This is a genomic window from Salinimonas lutimaris (assembly GCF_005222225.1).
Taxonomy (GTDB): domain Bacteria; phylum Pseudomonadota; class Gammaproteobacteria; order Enterobacterales; family Alteromonadaceae; genus Alteromonas; species Alteromonas lutimaris.
Genome location: NZ_CP036536.1, coordinates 1,779,707 through 1,793,320, shown reverse-complemented (window position 1 = coordinate 1,793,320; position 13,614 = coordinate 1,779,707). Strand labels below are relative to the sequence as shown.

At 49.6% G+C, this 13,614-nt stretch carries 14 protein-coding genes; 4 read left to right on the top strand and 10 right to left on the bottom strand.

Going from position 1 to position 13,614, the window contains the following annotated elements; genetic code table 11:
- The first annotated feature begins 44 nt into the window (after positions 1 to 44).
- Positions 45 to 698, top strand: coding sequence for a dUTP diphosphatase (locus EZV72_RS07680; protein WP_137166695.1), 654 nt, complete (start codon positions 45 to 47; stop codon positions 696 to 698).
- 5 nt (positions 699 to 703) lie between these two features.
- Here EZV72_RS07680 and EZV72_RS07675 read toward each other — a convergent pair whose 3' ends face one another.
- A complete protein-coding gene (locus EZV72_RS07675; RefSeq protein WP_137166694.1) occupies positions 704 to 1,096 on the bottom strand; it encodes a hypothetical protein in 393 nt (130 codons plus the stop codon).
- Positions 1,097 to 1,211: 115 nt separating this feature from the next.
- The gene (locus EZV72_RS07670; protein WP_137166693.1) at positions 1,212 to 2,891 is read right to left on the bottom strand and encodes an AMP-binding protein; all 1,680 of its coding nucleotides are present in this window, start codon (positions 2,889 to 2,891) and stop codon (positions 1,212 to 1,214) included.
- A 225-nt stretch (positions 2,892 to 3,116) separates the two neighbouring features.
- On the opposite strand from EZV72_RS07670, the gene EZV72_RS07665 reads away from it, so the two are divergent.
- On the top strand, positions 3,117 to 3,572 hold the full coding sequence (locus EZV72_RS07665) for a (2Fe-2S)-binding protein (RefSeq protein WP_137166692.1): 456 nt from the start codon (positions 3,117 to 3,119) through the stop codon (positions 3,570 to 3,572).
- On the top strand, positions 3,569 to 5,818 hold the full coding sequence (locus EZV72_RS07660) for a xanthine dehydrogenase family protein molybdopterin-binding subunit (protein WP_137166691.1): 2,250 nt from the start codon (positions 3,569 to 3,571) through the stop codon (positions 5,816 to 5,818). The genes EZV72_RS07665 and EZV72_RS07660 overlap by 4 nt, the downstream gene beginning before the upstream one ends.
- Before the next feature lie 54 nt (positions 5,819 to 5,872).
- Here the strand turns inward: EZV72_RS07660 and EZV72_RS07655 are convergent, their stop codons facing one another.
- From EZV72_RS07655 to EZV72_RS18425, 8 genes are all read right to left on the bottom strand, one after another.
- Positions 5,873 to 6,319, bottom strand: a complete 447-nt coding sequence (locus EZV72_RS07655) for a hypothetical protein (RefSeq protein WP_137166690.1) — start codon at positions 6,317 to 6,319, stop codon at positions 5,873 to 5,875.
- Between the two features lie 61 nt (positions 6,320 to 6,380).
- Positions 6,381 to 6,575, bottom strand: coding sequence for a hypothetical protein (locus EZV72_RS07650; protein ID WP_137166689.1), 195 nt, complete (start codon positions 6,573 to 6,575; stop codon positions 6,381 to 6,383).
- A 137-nt stretch (positions 6,576 to 6,712) separates the two neighbouring features.
- Positions 6,713 to 8,017, bottom strand: coding sequence for a ribonuclease J (locus tag EZV72_RS07645; RefSeq protein WP_137168695.1), 1,305 nt, complete (start codon positions 8,015 to 8,017; stop codon positions 6,713 to 6,715).
- A gap of 241 nt (positions 8,018 to 8,258) precedes the next feature.
- Complete coding sequence (locus EZV72_RS07640; protein WP_137166688.1) at positions 8,259 to 10,424, bottom strand: S46 family peptidase; 2,166 nt, start codon at positions 10,422 to 10,424, stop codon at positions 8,259 to 8,261.
- Positions 10,425 to 10,601: 177 nt separating this feature from the next.
- Positions 10,602 to 10,838, bottom strand: coding sequence for a DUF2789 domain-containing protein (locus EZV72_RS07635; protein ID WP_137166687.1), 237 nt, complete (start codon positions 10,836 to 10,838; stop codon positions 10,602 to 10,604).
- Positions 10,839 to 10,993: 155 nt separating this feature from the next.
- Positions 10,994 to 11,350 (bottom strand): DUF2750 domain-containing protein, encoded by a 357-nt coding sequence (locus EZV72_RS07630; protein WP_137166686.1) that lies wholly within the window; start codon positions 11,348 to 11,350, stop codon positions 10,994 to 10,996.
- Between the two features lie 133 nt (positions 11,351 to 11,483).
- Positions 11,484 to 12,323, bottom strand: coding sequence for a LysR family transcriptional regulator (locus EZV72_RS07625; protein WP_137166685.1), 840 nt, complete (start codon positions 12,321 to 12,323; stop codon positions 11,484 to 11,486).
- Positions 12,324 to 12,745: 422 nt separating this feature from the next.
- Positions 12,746 to 12,910, bottom strand: a complete 165-nt coding sequence (locus tag EZV72_RS18425; RefSeq protein ID WP_175405070.1) for a hypothetical protein — start codon at positions 12,908 to 12,910, stop codon at positions 12,746 to 12,748.
- 282 nt (positions 12,911 to 13,192) lie between these two features.
- Here EZV72_RS18425 and maoP point away from each other — a divergent pair, with 282 nt between their 5' ends.
- Positions 13,193 to 13,552, top strand: coding sequence for a DUF413 domain-containing protein (maoP, locus tag EZV72_RS07620; protein WP_137166684.1), 360 nt, complete (start codon positions 13,193 to 13,195; stop codon positions 13,550 to 13,552).
- Positions 13,553 to 13,614: the final 62 nt, after the last annotated feature.

The following is a 13,614-nucleotide window of genomic DNA, read 5'->3' as shown; positions in this document are numbered from 1 at the left end:
ATCGCTTAGGTACAATTCGCCCATTATTTTTTACAGGAACCACCATGATATCCCAACAACAACTCGCTACCATGCTCTCCTTGCAGGACAAAATGAATGCTAAGGTAAACCCGCAGTGGCTGACCGCCGGCTATGGTTATCTGCGTGCCGCTATGATTGAATCGGTCGAGGCTATTGAGCACCACGGCTGGAAGTGGTGGAAAGCGCAGCAAAAAGACCTGCCTCAGTTGCAGATGGAGCTGGTTGATATCTGGCATTTTGCGCTTTCGGCCAGTTTAATCGATTATCAGGGAGATGCTGTCGCCGCCGCAGCCGCTTTGTCTGATCAGCTGGCAGAAACCCATACCCAGGTCGTGTTCGACGGCCATACTTATCATTGCGACCAGATGAGTCTGCTGGATAACCTTGAGCTGATGGCGGGCCTTTGTGCTGCTAAACGTTTCAGCGTTCCTTTGTTTATGCTGATCGTCGAGCAGGCAGAGATGACAACGGATGAGTTGTACCGTCAGTATGTGGGTAAGAACATTCTGAACTTCTTTCGTCAGGATAACGGCTATAAAGAAGGGACCTATACCAAACTATGGAACGGCCAGGAAGATAACGAGCATCTGGTGGACGTGCTCAATTCACTAAATACCAGTGCAACCGATTACTCTGAACAGGTCTATGCAGCTCTGTCGGCGCGCTACCCGGGCTAATCGCTTTACTGGTGCGGTTCGTACTTTTCAGCCAGAGCCTCATAACGGGCGCAGGCCGGTGTGTGCGCGTCTCCGCTTTCTATGGCAGAGCAATTCAGCTCGGCCATAGAGACCACACATTCAGTTGCTGCGTGCTCCAGTTCATCATTCTGTCCAAACGCAGCGCTATCCAGATGAGCTAAAACTTCATAGCACATGGCTGCCACCATATTATTGAGCATCTCACGCATTTCCGGCGTTATGGAAGCATCATTCTCGAGTTGAGAGTAAGTGCACTGTTTAATTTTACTGCATAGCTTATCCGACGCCTGCCCCAGATCGCCCGCCTGCACACTGCCTGCCAATAACATCAATCCCAGATACAACCTGTTTGTCTGCCAGTATGTTCTGTTTTTCATTATTCAGTGCCGCCGGTTCGGTTATATTAGATAAATACCATACGTCAACCAGACACAAACGGCCACTGATTAAGCACAGATCTGAGCGGGTGTTATTGTGCCGATCGCTGCGCTGTTATTTTACTGACACAAATTCGACTTTTTCGTTGTAGGTGTCGTGGATAAGCCCTTCATAATGCTCTTCCAGTATGTGTCGCTTCACTTTTAACGTTGGCGTAAGCAGGTTATTTTCCACTGTCCACGGCTCGTCCACTACAATAATTCTGTCTACTTTCTGATGAGCCTCAAGTTTGGCATTGACCACATCCAGGGTACTGGCCAGCTTCATGCCAACGCCCTGACGATCATATTTTCGCGCCACGTCACTTAACACCACTATCGCTACCGGCTGAGGTAAGTTAGTACCGGTAACACACACCTGTTCAATAATCGGATTGGCCATTAAGCTCGCCTCAATGGGCGCAGGAGTAACGTATTTGCCCTTTTCTGTTTTAAAGATGTCTTTGAGCCGGCCGGTAATCCGAATAAAACCTTCACTGTCAATGGCCCCTTTATCGCCGGTTTTCAGGTAGCCGTCGGTGGTAAACGTTTCAGCTGTTTTTTCTGGCTCCAGATAATACTCCACCATATTACAGGGCGATTTAACCTGAATTTCTCCATCATCAGACAAGCGTATATCAACGCCATCGTAAGCGCGGCCAATAGTGCCTATCTTATCAGCCCGAAACGGCACGCTGGCCGTGCCATAGGCACTGTTCTCGGTCATGCCCCAGCCTTCTGAGATATTAATGCCCACCCGGTGAAACCATTCTATTACCGGTGGCGCAAGCGGCGCTGAGCCACTGGCCCAGAAACGGGCTTTATCAATTCCCAGACCCGCCCGAATTTTTCTGGATACAATATTGCGAATGATGGGTAAAGAAAGCAGAAAATTCAGTTTTTTCTGTGGCATTTTGGCCAGAACCCCCATCTGAAACTTAGTCCACAGCCGCGGAACCGAAACAAATAAGGTGGGCTGAGCAGCATGAACATCGCGCTGAAAGGTATCCAGAGACTCCACAAAGAAAATACGTGAGGATGCATAAAAGGCAGCCAGTTCCACCAGTACACGCTCGGTAATATGTGCCAGTGGCAGATAGCTTAGTAAACGATCGTCGGTATTCACCGATAACGCATTCAGCGAGTTTCTTGCGGCCCAGCAAATCGTCCGGTACGTGTGTACCACACCTTTAGGCTGCCCGGTACTGCCTGATGTGTAGATGATGGTCATCATGGCATCCATTTTCGGCTCTGGATTATCACTGATCGGATCACAGTCAATAAAATCAGCCCAGCGATGCGTGCCTTTAAGATCCGGATAGTCATAGTAAACGGTTTCCAGAGTGTCAGGCAGGCTATCCAGCGCCGCCATATTATCCAGCTTACCTAAAAACATGAGTTTTACGTCGGCGTGCCGCAGCACATAGTGAATAGTTTTGTCACCGGCTGAGGCAAATATAGGAACCGACACATGGCCGGCCAGCATTATCCCTAAATCTGTGATGAACCACTCTGCACAGTTTTTGGCAAAAATACCGATGCGGCTACCGGCAGGATAATTTTTCTCTCGCAAGCGCGCAGCGACACGCCGGGCCTGATCAGCCACCTGCTTCCAGGTATAGGACTCAACCTGCCCGTTCCCCCGGGGCTGGTTCAGAAAATTAGTATCGCCACGCTCTGCTTCCCACTTATAAAGCATAGTTACAGGTGTTTGAGTGACGTCGCTGGCAACAGTAGCAGTGAAATCCAATGGCATGTCCCTTCCTTTTTTGCGTTAAACTTAACACGTTTTTCACAAATATATAATAAGCCAGTTTTATCACTCAAGCAGTTTTATATAATTCCTTTTCATACGTCACTATAAACACTGGATATATTACCTTACAGGCCGTTTGTCGCCTTGTTAGCAGATTAAATGTTGACCCGGTCAGGAAAACATGGTGCGCTTAACATTAAATCAATACATTGTCCGAAGGCTATCATGATTACCCTGACCCTCAATAACCAGAAGCACCAGTTTGATGGCGATCCACAAATGCCATTATTATGGTTTCTGCGTGATGAACTCAATATGAAAGGCACTAAATATGGTTGCGGCATGGCGTTATGCGGTGCCTGTACTGTCCATGTTGATGGAAATGCTACCCGCTCCTGCCGTTTACCAATGGCGGCGGTTAACGGCAAGGCAATCACCACTATTGAGGGGCTGGATGAAAACAACGCCCATCCGCTACAAATTGCCTGGGCTGAGAATGATGTTCCTCAGTGTGGTTACTGCCAAAGCGGACAAATTATGCAAGCGGCATCACTTCTGGCCAAAAATGCAGCGCCCAGTGACGAGCAAATCGACCAGGAAATGGCTGGTAATATCTGTCGCTGTGGCACTTATCCACGCATCCGAAAGGCCATTAAACAAGCCGCAGGAGAACAGTCATGAGCCAGTCACTGCTCCATAGCAGGCGTACCTTTTTAAAACAAATGACCACCGCAACCGGTCTGACGCTAGGAGTTACTCTGGCGCCCAAAGCAATGGCGGTTGCCCGGGCTGAAAACCGCACCGGCCAATTAACACCGAATCTGTTTGTCACCATTGATACCAGTGGCGATCTTATTGTGACCTGTCACCGCTCTGAAATGGGTCAGCAAATACGTACTGCCATTACCCAGATTCTGGCTGATGAACTCAGTGCTGACTGGCAGCGTGTTTCTACAGTGCAGGCACCGGGAGATGAAAAATACGGTGACCAGAATACTGATGGGTCACGCAGTATCCGGCGTAATCTTGAGCGCCTGCAAATGGCTGGCGCCACCGCCGCTTATCAGCTAAGAATGGCCGCGGCCAAAGGCTGGAATGTGCCGGTGGAGGAATGTCAGTGTGTTAACCATCAGGTTGTGCATCACGGTAGCGGCCGTCAGGCAGACTATCAGACTCTGGTCGCTGTGGCAGCGGGGCTACCTTTGCCCGAAGAAGGACAGGTCAAACCTAAAGCTCGTAAAGACTGGCAGTATACCGGCAAAAGTGTGCGTAGTATTGACATGGATGCTGTTGTCAGTGGCAACACAACCTTTGGGCAGGATGTCACACTCGATAACATGCTAATTGCGGTTATTCAGCGACCGCCGGTGATGTTTACTCAAGCCGAATCGGTTAATGACAGCGCCGCCAGAAAAGTTACCGGGGTGAAAAAGATCATCACCCTGCCAGCCGCCTCAGCGCCGGCTAATTTTAAACCGCTGGGCGGCGTAGCCGTGCTGGCATCAAATACCTGGGCTGCTATGCAGGGTGTACAAGCACTTGATGTGTCCTGGAGTACCAATGAGCACAGTCGCTACAGTTCCTCACAGGAAAAAAAGCGCTTGATCGACACTGCCAGAAAAAGTGGCGAAGTGGTGCGAAAGCGCGGAGATGTAGCAGATGCGCTGGGCAAGGCCAGTAAAACCCTGGAGGCAACATTTTATGTGCCCCTGCTGGCCCAGGCCCCGATGGAGCCACCCGCCGCGGCGGCCAGGGTTGAAAATAACCACGCTGAGGTGTGGACCAGTACACAAAATCCACAGGCCGCCAGAACGCTGGTTGCTGAAGTACTGGGCATTCCGGAAAAGAATGTCACTATTCATATTACCCTGCTCGGGGGAGGCTTCGGACGAAAATCAAAGCCGGATTTTGCCGCTGAAGCAGCCTGGTTAGCCCGGGAAGCAGGCCAGCCGGTAAAAGTGATATGGCGTCGTGAGGATGACATCCAGCATGGCTTTTATCACACGGTCAGCGCTCAGCACATCAAGGCAGCGATGGACAACGAAGGTAACACCACTGCCTGGCACCACAATACGGTTTTTCCTACGATCAGCTCGACCTTTTCCACTGAAGCAGACTCACCCAGCGCCGGTGAGCTACGACTGGGCTTTATTGATAACCCGTTTGATATTGCCAATATGCAGCTGGAAAAAGGCAAAGCGCAGAATCATGTCAGAATTGGCTGGTTACGCTCAGTGGCCAATGTATATCATGCCTATGCTATTCATACCTTTGCCGATGAGTTGGCTGTGGCTGCCGGTCAGGATAGTCGCGACTATCTGAAGAAACTGATTGGCAAGCCCCGGCATATTGATTTGTCTGAAGATGGCGCCGAGTACGATAATTACGGTGATCCGATAGACACCTATCCCATTGATACCGGCCGTCTGTTATCTGTCATTGATACGGTATGTAAGGCTGCAGACTGGGATAACCGTCATGCACAAAAGCGCTTTTTGGGCCTTGCTGCCCATCGCTCTTTTTTAAGTTATGTAGCCACCATTGTGGAAGTGGAGATTGATGATGACGGACGTTGGTCAATTCCAAAAACCTATGTGGCGATTGATGCCGGCACCGTGGTTAATCCTGAGCACGTCAAAGCACAGTGTGAGGGCGGCTCAATTTTTGGTCTGAGTTGCGCCATCGGGCAGATTACTGCCAGCAAGGGACAGATTGAGCAAACCAATTTTCACAACTATCAGGTGGCCAGAATACAGCAGACGCCCAGACAGTTTCATGTAGATATTATCAATACCGACGCTCCTCCCGGTGGTGTGGGTGAACCACCAACGCCGCCATTTGCCCCGGCCCTGGCCAACGCCCTGTTTGCCGCAACGGGTCAGCGAATCAGAGAGTTGCCTTTACCTCTGGCGATTAAGCGTGCATAAAGCATTTAAGTAGAAATGCGCACCATCCTGTACCCGGGTAAAACGTGCCCGGGTTCAGGCTGCCCGGTCTGTATTTAACCAGGCGGATATCACCGTCTTGGCAGCATAGCCTAATAGAACGACCGAAATAGCCGTGTTTACAGCAAAAATTACCAGCGGATAAACCTCACCCACCAGCGCACTTTGTAAGGTTAAGCGTTCTATCATGGTAACAATCTGCAAAAAGCCCAGCAGTAAAAACAAGCCAATAAGAAGTTTGCATACCCGGTTCAGGGGCAGCGCCATGTGCCGGGCAGCGGCGATGATAAGAAAGCCAAAGGCCATATCGCTTAACCCAAATGTAAGATACCAGGCCAGAAAGCCAAACAGCGAATAGTCCTGCAGCGCGCCAACGCTTTGCAGGTAAAACTCAATGCCGGTATGCAGTGCCTCCAGCACCAGCGTGCCCAGAAAAATAAACGAAAAAACGGTGAGCATGCGCACCGATAACATGTACAACATTAGCGCCGCTACATTCACGAGCGGCCACCAGGAAATATCTGTCAGTTGTGAGACCATCTACTTATTTTTTTGGCGGATCGGCAGGCATTTTTCCGTTGCCATTACCATGGGTACCTACCTTACACAGTAATGGAACTGCAGCACATACCTGCGCCGCAGTCACTTTGGATCCATCTGACTTTGTATCTTGCCCGAAAACAGCAAACGATAATAGTGTTGTGGCAATAATGATGGAAACTTTACAAAACTTTTTCATAGCACTTTCTTCCAGTTATGTGGCACAGGCACAACGAGGTATTCATCACGCCCGCCGGTTCATCCTTTGATTATTTCAGGCGGATGCAACATAACTATAAGAAGCAGAACAATATTTAACCAGAAATGCATTGAGATTTAATCTTGCTGTATCGGCAATCTACCGGTTTTCACCACTTGCCGGCGGATGCCGGAGACCGGCGCAAGACGATATAAATCGCCATTTCTACCTACGTAGCGCTTTTTAATGCCGGTACGTTTGGCCACCTCTCCATGAGCCGCCAGATGCTCCGGCTCGCCATGAACAGGAATAGCTATCTGCGGTTTTACCCAGTTGTACATCAGCGCCAGTTCTTCTGCGCACGGATGCCCACTGGCATGGATAGGTAACGTACTGTCTTCACTTAACAGTGTGTTAATGCCCTGCCCCTCAAATTGTCTGATCAGCGTCATCACCGACTTTTCGTTTCCCGGAATAATAATACTGGAAAATATGATGGTGTCGCCTTTCTCAAGCGCTAGTTGTGGGTGTCCATCACGGGCCATTCGGCTGAGTGCAGCTCTTGGCTCACCCTGACTGCCGGTTGCCACAGCCAGCACCTCATGGGCGGGTAAATAACCAAGATGCTCCGGCTCCACTAAAGGAAGATCGTCTGGCCAGATATTCAGTTTACGGGCAATACCATACATATTGAGCAGTGAACGGCCAAACAGTGCCATATAGCGTCCGGTCTGGCTGGCGACTTTGGCCAGACTGATCAGCCGGGCAATATTACTGCCAAAACAACTCACCACCACCCGGCCCTGCAAAGGTCGAATGGTGGACAGTAAACCGTCATAACAGTTTCTTTCAGAAATTGAGAAACCGGGCCGGGTGGCATTGGTCGAATCGCCCACCAGAGCCAGAATATTCTGCTCTGCCAACCCCTGATAGAGTTTTGCATCAAACGCTTTTCCGGTCACCGGCTGTGCGTCAATTTTCCAGTCAGCGGTATGCAGTACATTGCCGGCAGGAGTGCTGATTTTCAGCGCATAAGGTTCAGGAATCGAGTGGGTAATCTCCAGCCATTGCAGACTAAACGGCCCTACCTGACACAGCGAGAGGCTGTCCACCTCAATGATGGGCACTTTACCGGTCAGCCCGGTCTGCGCCAGCTTTCTGCGCAATACTTCGGCGGTAAAAGGAGTGGTATATACCGGACATCGCAGACGGGGCCACAAATAGGCCACCGCGCCAACATGATCTTCGTGAGCATGGGTAATGACCAGACCGCACAGGCGGTCACGGTTTTCGGTAATGAAGACCGGGTCCGGCGCCACCACATTAAAGCGGGTCGCCCCGTTATCAGGTGATTTCCAGGGAGGCGTTAATGGCTCATCAAAGCTCACACCGCAATCGACCATCAGCCACTGCCCGTCATGCCCGTACAGGTTCATGTTCATACCGATTTCGCCGGTACCGCCTAAAGGCAGAAACCACAAGTCATCCGCTTTCGGGATGAGGCTGTCAGCAGATGATGGCAGTGGTGCACTATGAGATGAGATAACGACCTCCTGGATGGAATACCGGCTTCACGCGACGCAACCAGACTGGTTACCTGAAATGATACCCGTATCGCTAAGTAAATGATCATTATGACATAAAAAAGGGGTGCCTCTGCACCCCTGAACCGCTCACTAAAGCTTATTTAACAATATGCATTTCTTCAATCAGGTTGGTGGCGCCATCAACATACTGCATGACCCACAGCATATATCGGGTATCAACATGAATCGTACGGGTGGTTTTAGGATCAAAGTCCCAGTCTGAATTCACACTTTCAAAAGTACCGTCAAACAGTAGCCCCACTAATTCAGCCCTGCTATTGAGCGTGGCCGAACCAGAGTTACCACCGGTGGAGTCCAGATCACTGAGAAAATTAACCGGCACACTGTTAACAGAGTCCAGTTTGTAAGGCCCGAACTGCTTGTCAGTGGCCAGCTTCAACAATTTCTCAGGCGCATCAAACGGGGCTTCACCTGTGTCTTTTTCCACAATTCCCTGCAAGGTGGTAAATGGGGTATACACCAGACCATCTTTAGGCGAACCACCAATAACATTACCGTAGGTCACGCGCAATGTACTGTTGGCATCTGGATAGGCCAGACTACCGTTGGCTTTCTGCCAGTCAATAATTGCCTGCATGTAGGTGGGTGTCAGGCTGGCAATATCACCGGTCAGGGCTTTCAGTTTATCTTCGGTGGCCATACGCGAGTCGAAGGTGGCCACTGCCAGCTGCATAAACGGATCGTTTGATGCTTCCAGCTGCGCTTTACTCATCTCAAACATCTTAAGACGCTGGGCTTCGTCATTCAGGCCAGACTTTTTGTACACTTTATCCAGCACTGTCATCACCTGCTCTTTGTTCATGTCTGATGTCAGACCTAACTGCTGGTTGAACGGCTGACTCTGGGCGTCAGCAGGCTGGTCAAGATACTGGGCAATAAACATGCTCCAGACGGCTTTGTCTACCTGCGGATCAAAGCGGCGATCAACCCGTTTCAGGCTTTCTTTAATTTCTTCCTGATCACGGGCCTGAAACCCAGGCTCACGCTGCTCATCAGGCTTTTTCTGCTCTACCGCATTACGGTAAATATCCTGCGCCACACTGTAAAGCTGGGCTCTGGACAGCATGCTGGTCCAGAAAATTTGCTGGCGGGTGTTAATTTGCTCCTGTTCGGCTTCATCAAGCTTGCTGATGGTATCCTGGGTTGTTTGCCGGTTTTGCTTGTCCAGCCACTTATCCAGCGCAGCTTCGCGCTGATGGCGACGGTCCAGCAGCCCAACCCGTCGAGCCCCTTCCAGTTGTCCCTGCGTATTTTTCAAAAAGTTGTTCAGGCCAGCCAGCATTGCCTCGTATTTAATCCGTGCATCACTGTCGGCCGGTGCGGCCTGCTCAATCGTGTCAATCCACTGTTTAACCAACGTCAGATAAGTGGGATACAACCATTCAAAGGTATACTCTACCGTGCCTGAACGGGCATAACGATTGGTTGATCCGGGATACCCTGCTGCCATAACAAAGTTGCCATCATCCAGACCTGCTGCCGACACCTTAAGCACGTGCTCAGGCTGATAAGGAACATTGTCTTCACTGTAAGACGCCGGTTTGCCATCCGGGCCTACATAGGCGCGATAAAACGCAAAGTCACCGGTATGGCGCGGCCACATCCAGTTATCAATATCACCGCCGTATTTGCCCACCGAATCAGACGGCGAATAGGCAATACGCACATCACTGATTTCCATCTGGCGAATCAGCTTATATTCTTTCCCATCATAAAAAGATGGAACGGAACAGCGGTAACCGGGGTCGGCTTCACAGTCAGCAATCAGGGCTTTTTGTTTTTGTTCAATGGCATCATAGCGGGCGCGGCCATCCATAGCGTCATCCAGGCTACCAATGACCTCGTCTGTCACATCTGAAAAGCCTACCGTTACCCACATTTTGGTTCCCGGTGCGGCGGGTAATTCCTGTTCCGGCGAGCTGGCCAGAAAACCATTTTTGAGATAATTATGCTCAGCAGAGCTATTGTACTGCACCGAGCCGCGGGCACAGTGATGGTTAGTTACCGCCAGGCCAGTATCAGACACAAACGAGGCTGAACAGCCTCCCAGTGACACAATGGCCCCCATGGGAAACTGGGTCAGGTCGCTGAGTTTTTCCGGGGAGATTTCCAGCCCGGTCTGTTTCAGATCCTGGCTGATAAGAGGTAGCTGTTCAGGGGTGAACATGCCTTCTTTGGCGCTGGCGCTTACAGATAAAACACTTAGCAGTGCTGTGGCAATAAGCGTTTTTTGATGCAACATAAAGTAAAGTCCCTGTCGTTATTGGTTTTTGTGTTCCAATCATATCGATAAACGGGCATTTGCGTTAGTAATGAAGCGTAAAAAGCACAGCGGCAAAATGTTTACAAATGTTACAAAGAGAAGACTAACGACACAGGCCGCAATTAATCGCACTATTGCGGCCGCATAACAAGGCGATTATTCGTGATGCAGCTGAGCATTAAGCTCATCAATCACCACCACCCAGTTTGCATCCTCTTCGATTGCTTCTTCTAAAAAGGCGCGTTGACCATCATTCCAAAATGGTGCCCGCTCAATATGGCGGCTTTCATTCATGCCTTTATGTTTGGCAATGAATGCATCAATGGCTTCACTGGATGAGTCCAGTCCCAGTTGTTCAAACAGATCTTCCATCGTTGGTTGTTCAGTTAGCATAGTTGCTCCGGTTCTGTGAATGATTGCCGTTTAAACGGCACGACCGGTCGGGCAGATCACCAGATTTAGTGGCACTAAAAAACAAAAACGGCAGCCTAGGGCTACCGTTTGTCAGTCTTGTCGCGGCTGATTACCGGCCACGAAGTGCATTGCGATTACAGCAGTTTTTCAGCCAGAGATTCAGGGTCCATCACTTCGCCATCTTCGCCAGGCACCGGACATACCATCACCATCAAGCCATCCTGCATCAGACCTGGCGTCCACTTTTTCAGCCAGTCTTCCTGCGAAATAGCCAGTGGCTCGCAATCAGACCAGTCTTCGGTCGCCCATAGTAATGCCAGACCAGCATCCGGCCAGACAGGCACACCGTCTTCATCATCGGTAGTCAACATGACGCAGCCATCGGTATCTTTTAAAATCCAGACTTTCTGGTTGTCCTTAATGCTGGCAATCGTTTCTTTCATGCGCACATCAGCGCCGGCATTCAATAATGGATGCTCATCTAAGCTCATGGTTATGTATCCTGTTACGTTACTTCAATAATCGGACTATTGTCGCACAAAGTCTGTGCTTACGCCTGCGTTAAGCATCATACCCGCGCAACACAACACAGTGAGATGGATACCGCCTGATGTCGGTATCGGTTTACTCATCGGAGGGGTTAAGCGAAAACAGAGTATCCACCATGGTGGCCAGCGCCGAACGTTTAACCGTTTTAAGATGATTCAGATACACACAGGCCGTGGATGTATCAAAGGTGGTTACCAGCGTAAACCCTTGCATACCGGGGCGCCCGCCAAAGCTTACCGGTAACACAGCGCAGCCGCCTTCTTCTTCCAATGATGCCAGCGCCAGACGCAAAGAGTTAGTCCGAAGTTTGGCTTCACGCAGAGCCGGGTAATTCTGACAAAGCTGCTCACGTGCCTTGGTCCCCCACTCTATCGCGATAAAATCTGCGGCGCTGATGGCATCTGCCGACCGACTGGCCACAAACAGCCCCAGTGGCTCTTCAAAAATCTTGCGGCTGACCACCTCTTCTGATTTTAGCGGTTCGGATGAAAATGCCAGGTCAATGACCCTTTCGTGCAACTGACGGGACAGGTTGTCCAGCGTCAGTATCTCGGCTTTCACGGACCAGTCAGGAAAATGCTCATGAATATGGGAAAGCGTGGAGGATAACTGTAATTCACTGGCCAGCTGGGTGGCGCCACAGACCACGTATTCGCCTGACTCCAGTTTCAGTTCACGTTTTGCCTCAACCAGGGTATCGCTTAACTGGTGGGCATAAGGCAGCAATTTTTCGCCCGCAGGCGTTAGTTGAATACTGTTACGATGCCGGATAAACAAGTTGGTCTGGAAGTATTCTTCCAGTAACTTGATTCGGGCACTTACCGCCGACTGGGTAAGAAATAAATTTTCTGCGGCTTTGCCAAAATGGCGGGTGTTAGCCACTTCAATAAAAGTAGAAAGAAAGCGAATATCCATGCTAAACAAGCAACATTAGTTGGTTGCCTGTAAAGCTGGCACAGATACCTTAAAATGTAAACAAATACTGGCAAGAACCGCCGTTCAGTGCAATTGAATGGCGGTTTATTGTACTGATGATGGCTATATCAGCAATGCATATCTGCTACACGGGTTTAAAGTCAGTGCATGGCGTTATAATACCGGCCGGTAGTTTGGCCGGACAAGATGCCCGTCTATTTACCAAGCCCGGTTTACACCTGGCACAACAACCATATAATTACAGCCTGCCACTAAGCTCTGCGCTACTTTGTAACGCTACATGGATGCGATGCATGACGCTGTGCTCACAGTACAACCGGATGACGCTACAGCCACCCGGTAGTCAATAACCTGGAACAGACAAGCACAACCTACACAGTTTGCATCAAAGGATTAAAAACTTAGAGATCTTCCTGTTGTAACCTTCGCAGCTTTTCACGACGCTGAACATCGCGTTTTTGCTTTGCCTTAACCTGATGACGTCGGTCAGTTTTTTTCTTACCATGTGAATCGTCATCTTCTACCGAGTCCCATTCATCACGTTGGTAACGATAGTCTTTACTCATTGTTTTCTCTGTTAGGGTTGTTGGGAAACTTTCCTCTTCATTATCAGTGTTAGTGGCCAAATTTAAAACAAATATTAATCATCGTAACGATGAATATTTTTGCATGATCACGTTGCCTGCCCTGGCCTGTTGTCATCCGGCTGTCTTCCACTAACCTTCTGGTCTGGCAGGGTTTTCAACAAGCAAAATATTTGCTCGTAAAATAAAAAAATTTTTGTTTTATCTTTGCCAATAATTCCTCTAAAAGTCACCTGCAGTTCTCCACAACAGATGAGAGTAGCCATGAGCACTTTTGATATTCGTTTATCCGCCAAACCTTTTATCGACCGTCAGAAGTTTCCTTACGGTTTTCGTAAATCAGGTGACTTCAGCATTACTGAAGCCGACATTCTTGCCAAATATGGTAAGACACTGTTGTCTTTAGAAAATGGTGAACTTACTCCGGCCAGCGCCGACGAACAACATTTTGTTAAATTCACCAAAGGCCAGGTAGTGCCAGAGGGCTCACTGGAAAAAGCCTGGGAAAAATACGTTAGACTGGCCCGTGGCAAACGCCACTTTTACACCCTGCATAGCTCTGCCAGTAATCAGGCAGACTTTGATGAGGATTACACCGAAGAAGATTTTGATGTAGCGGGCTAATCCTTCAGCTTCCTTCTTTAAAGCCCCCGGCCCGCAGTATTGCGACCGGGGGCTTTTTTGTC

Bases quoted from the DNA above. Each gene is read 5' to 3' on its own strand.
- EZV72_RS07680 (WP_137166695.1), top strand. From the start codon at position 45: ATGATATCCCAACAACAACTCGCTACCATGCTCTCCTTGCAGGACAAA.
- EZV72_RS07675 (WP_137166694.1), bottom strand. From the start codon at position 1,096: ATGAAAAACAGAACATACTGGCAGACAAACAGGTTGTATCTGGGATTG.
- EZV72_RS07670 (WP_137166693.1), bottom strand. From the start codon at position 2,891: ATGCCATTGGATTTCACTGCTACTGTTGCCAGCGACGTCACTCAAACA.
- EZV72_RS07665 (WP_137166692.1), top strand. From the start codon at position 3,117: ATGATTACCCTGACCCTCAATAACCAGAAGCACCAGTTTGATGGCGAT.
- EZV72_RS07660 (WP_137166691.1), top strand. From the start codon at position 3,569: ATGAGCCAGTCACTGCTCCATAGCAGGCGTACCTTTTTAAAACAAATG.
- EZV72_RS07655 (WP_137166690.1), bottom strand. From the start codon at position 6,319: ATGTTGTACATGTTATCGGTGCGCATGCTCACCGTTTTTTCGTTTATT.
- EZV72_RS07650 (WP_137166689.1), bottom strand. From the start codon at position 6,575: ATGAAAAAGTTTTGTAAAGTTTCCATCATTATTGCCACAACACTATTA.
- EZV72_RS07645 (WP_137168695.1), bottom strand. From the start codon at position 8,017: ATGAACATGAACCTGTACGGGCATGACGGGCAGTGGCTGATGGTCGAT.
- EZV72_RS07640 (WP_137166688.1), bottom strand. From the start codon at position 10,424: ATGTTGCATCAAAAAACGCTTATTGCCACAGCACTGCTAAGTGTTTTA.
- EZV72_RS07635 (WP_137166687.1), bottom strand. From the start codon at position 10,838: ATGCTAACTGAACAACCAACGATGGAAGATCTGTTTGAACAACTGGGA.
- EZV72_RS07630 (WP_137166686.1), bottom strand. From the start codon at position 11,350: ATGAGCTTAGATGAGCATCCATTATTGAATGCCGGCGCTGATGTGCGC.
- EZV72_RS07625 (WP_137166685.1), bottom strand. From the start codon at position 12,323: ATGGATATTCGCTTTCTTTCTACTTTTATTGAAGTGGCTAACACCCGC.
- EZV72_RS18425 (WP_175405070.1), bottom strand. From the start codon at position 12,910: ATGAGTAAAGACTATCGTTACCAACGTGATGAATGGGACTCGGTAGAA.
- maoP (WP_137166684.1), top strand. From the start codon at position 13,193: ATGAGCACTTTTGATATTCGTTTATCCGCCAAACCTTTTATCGACCGT.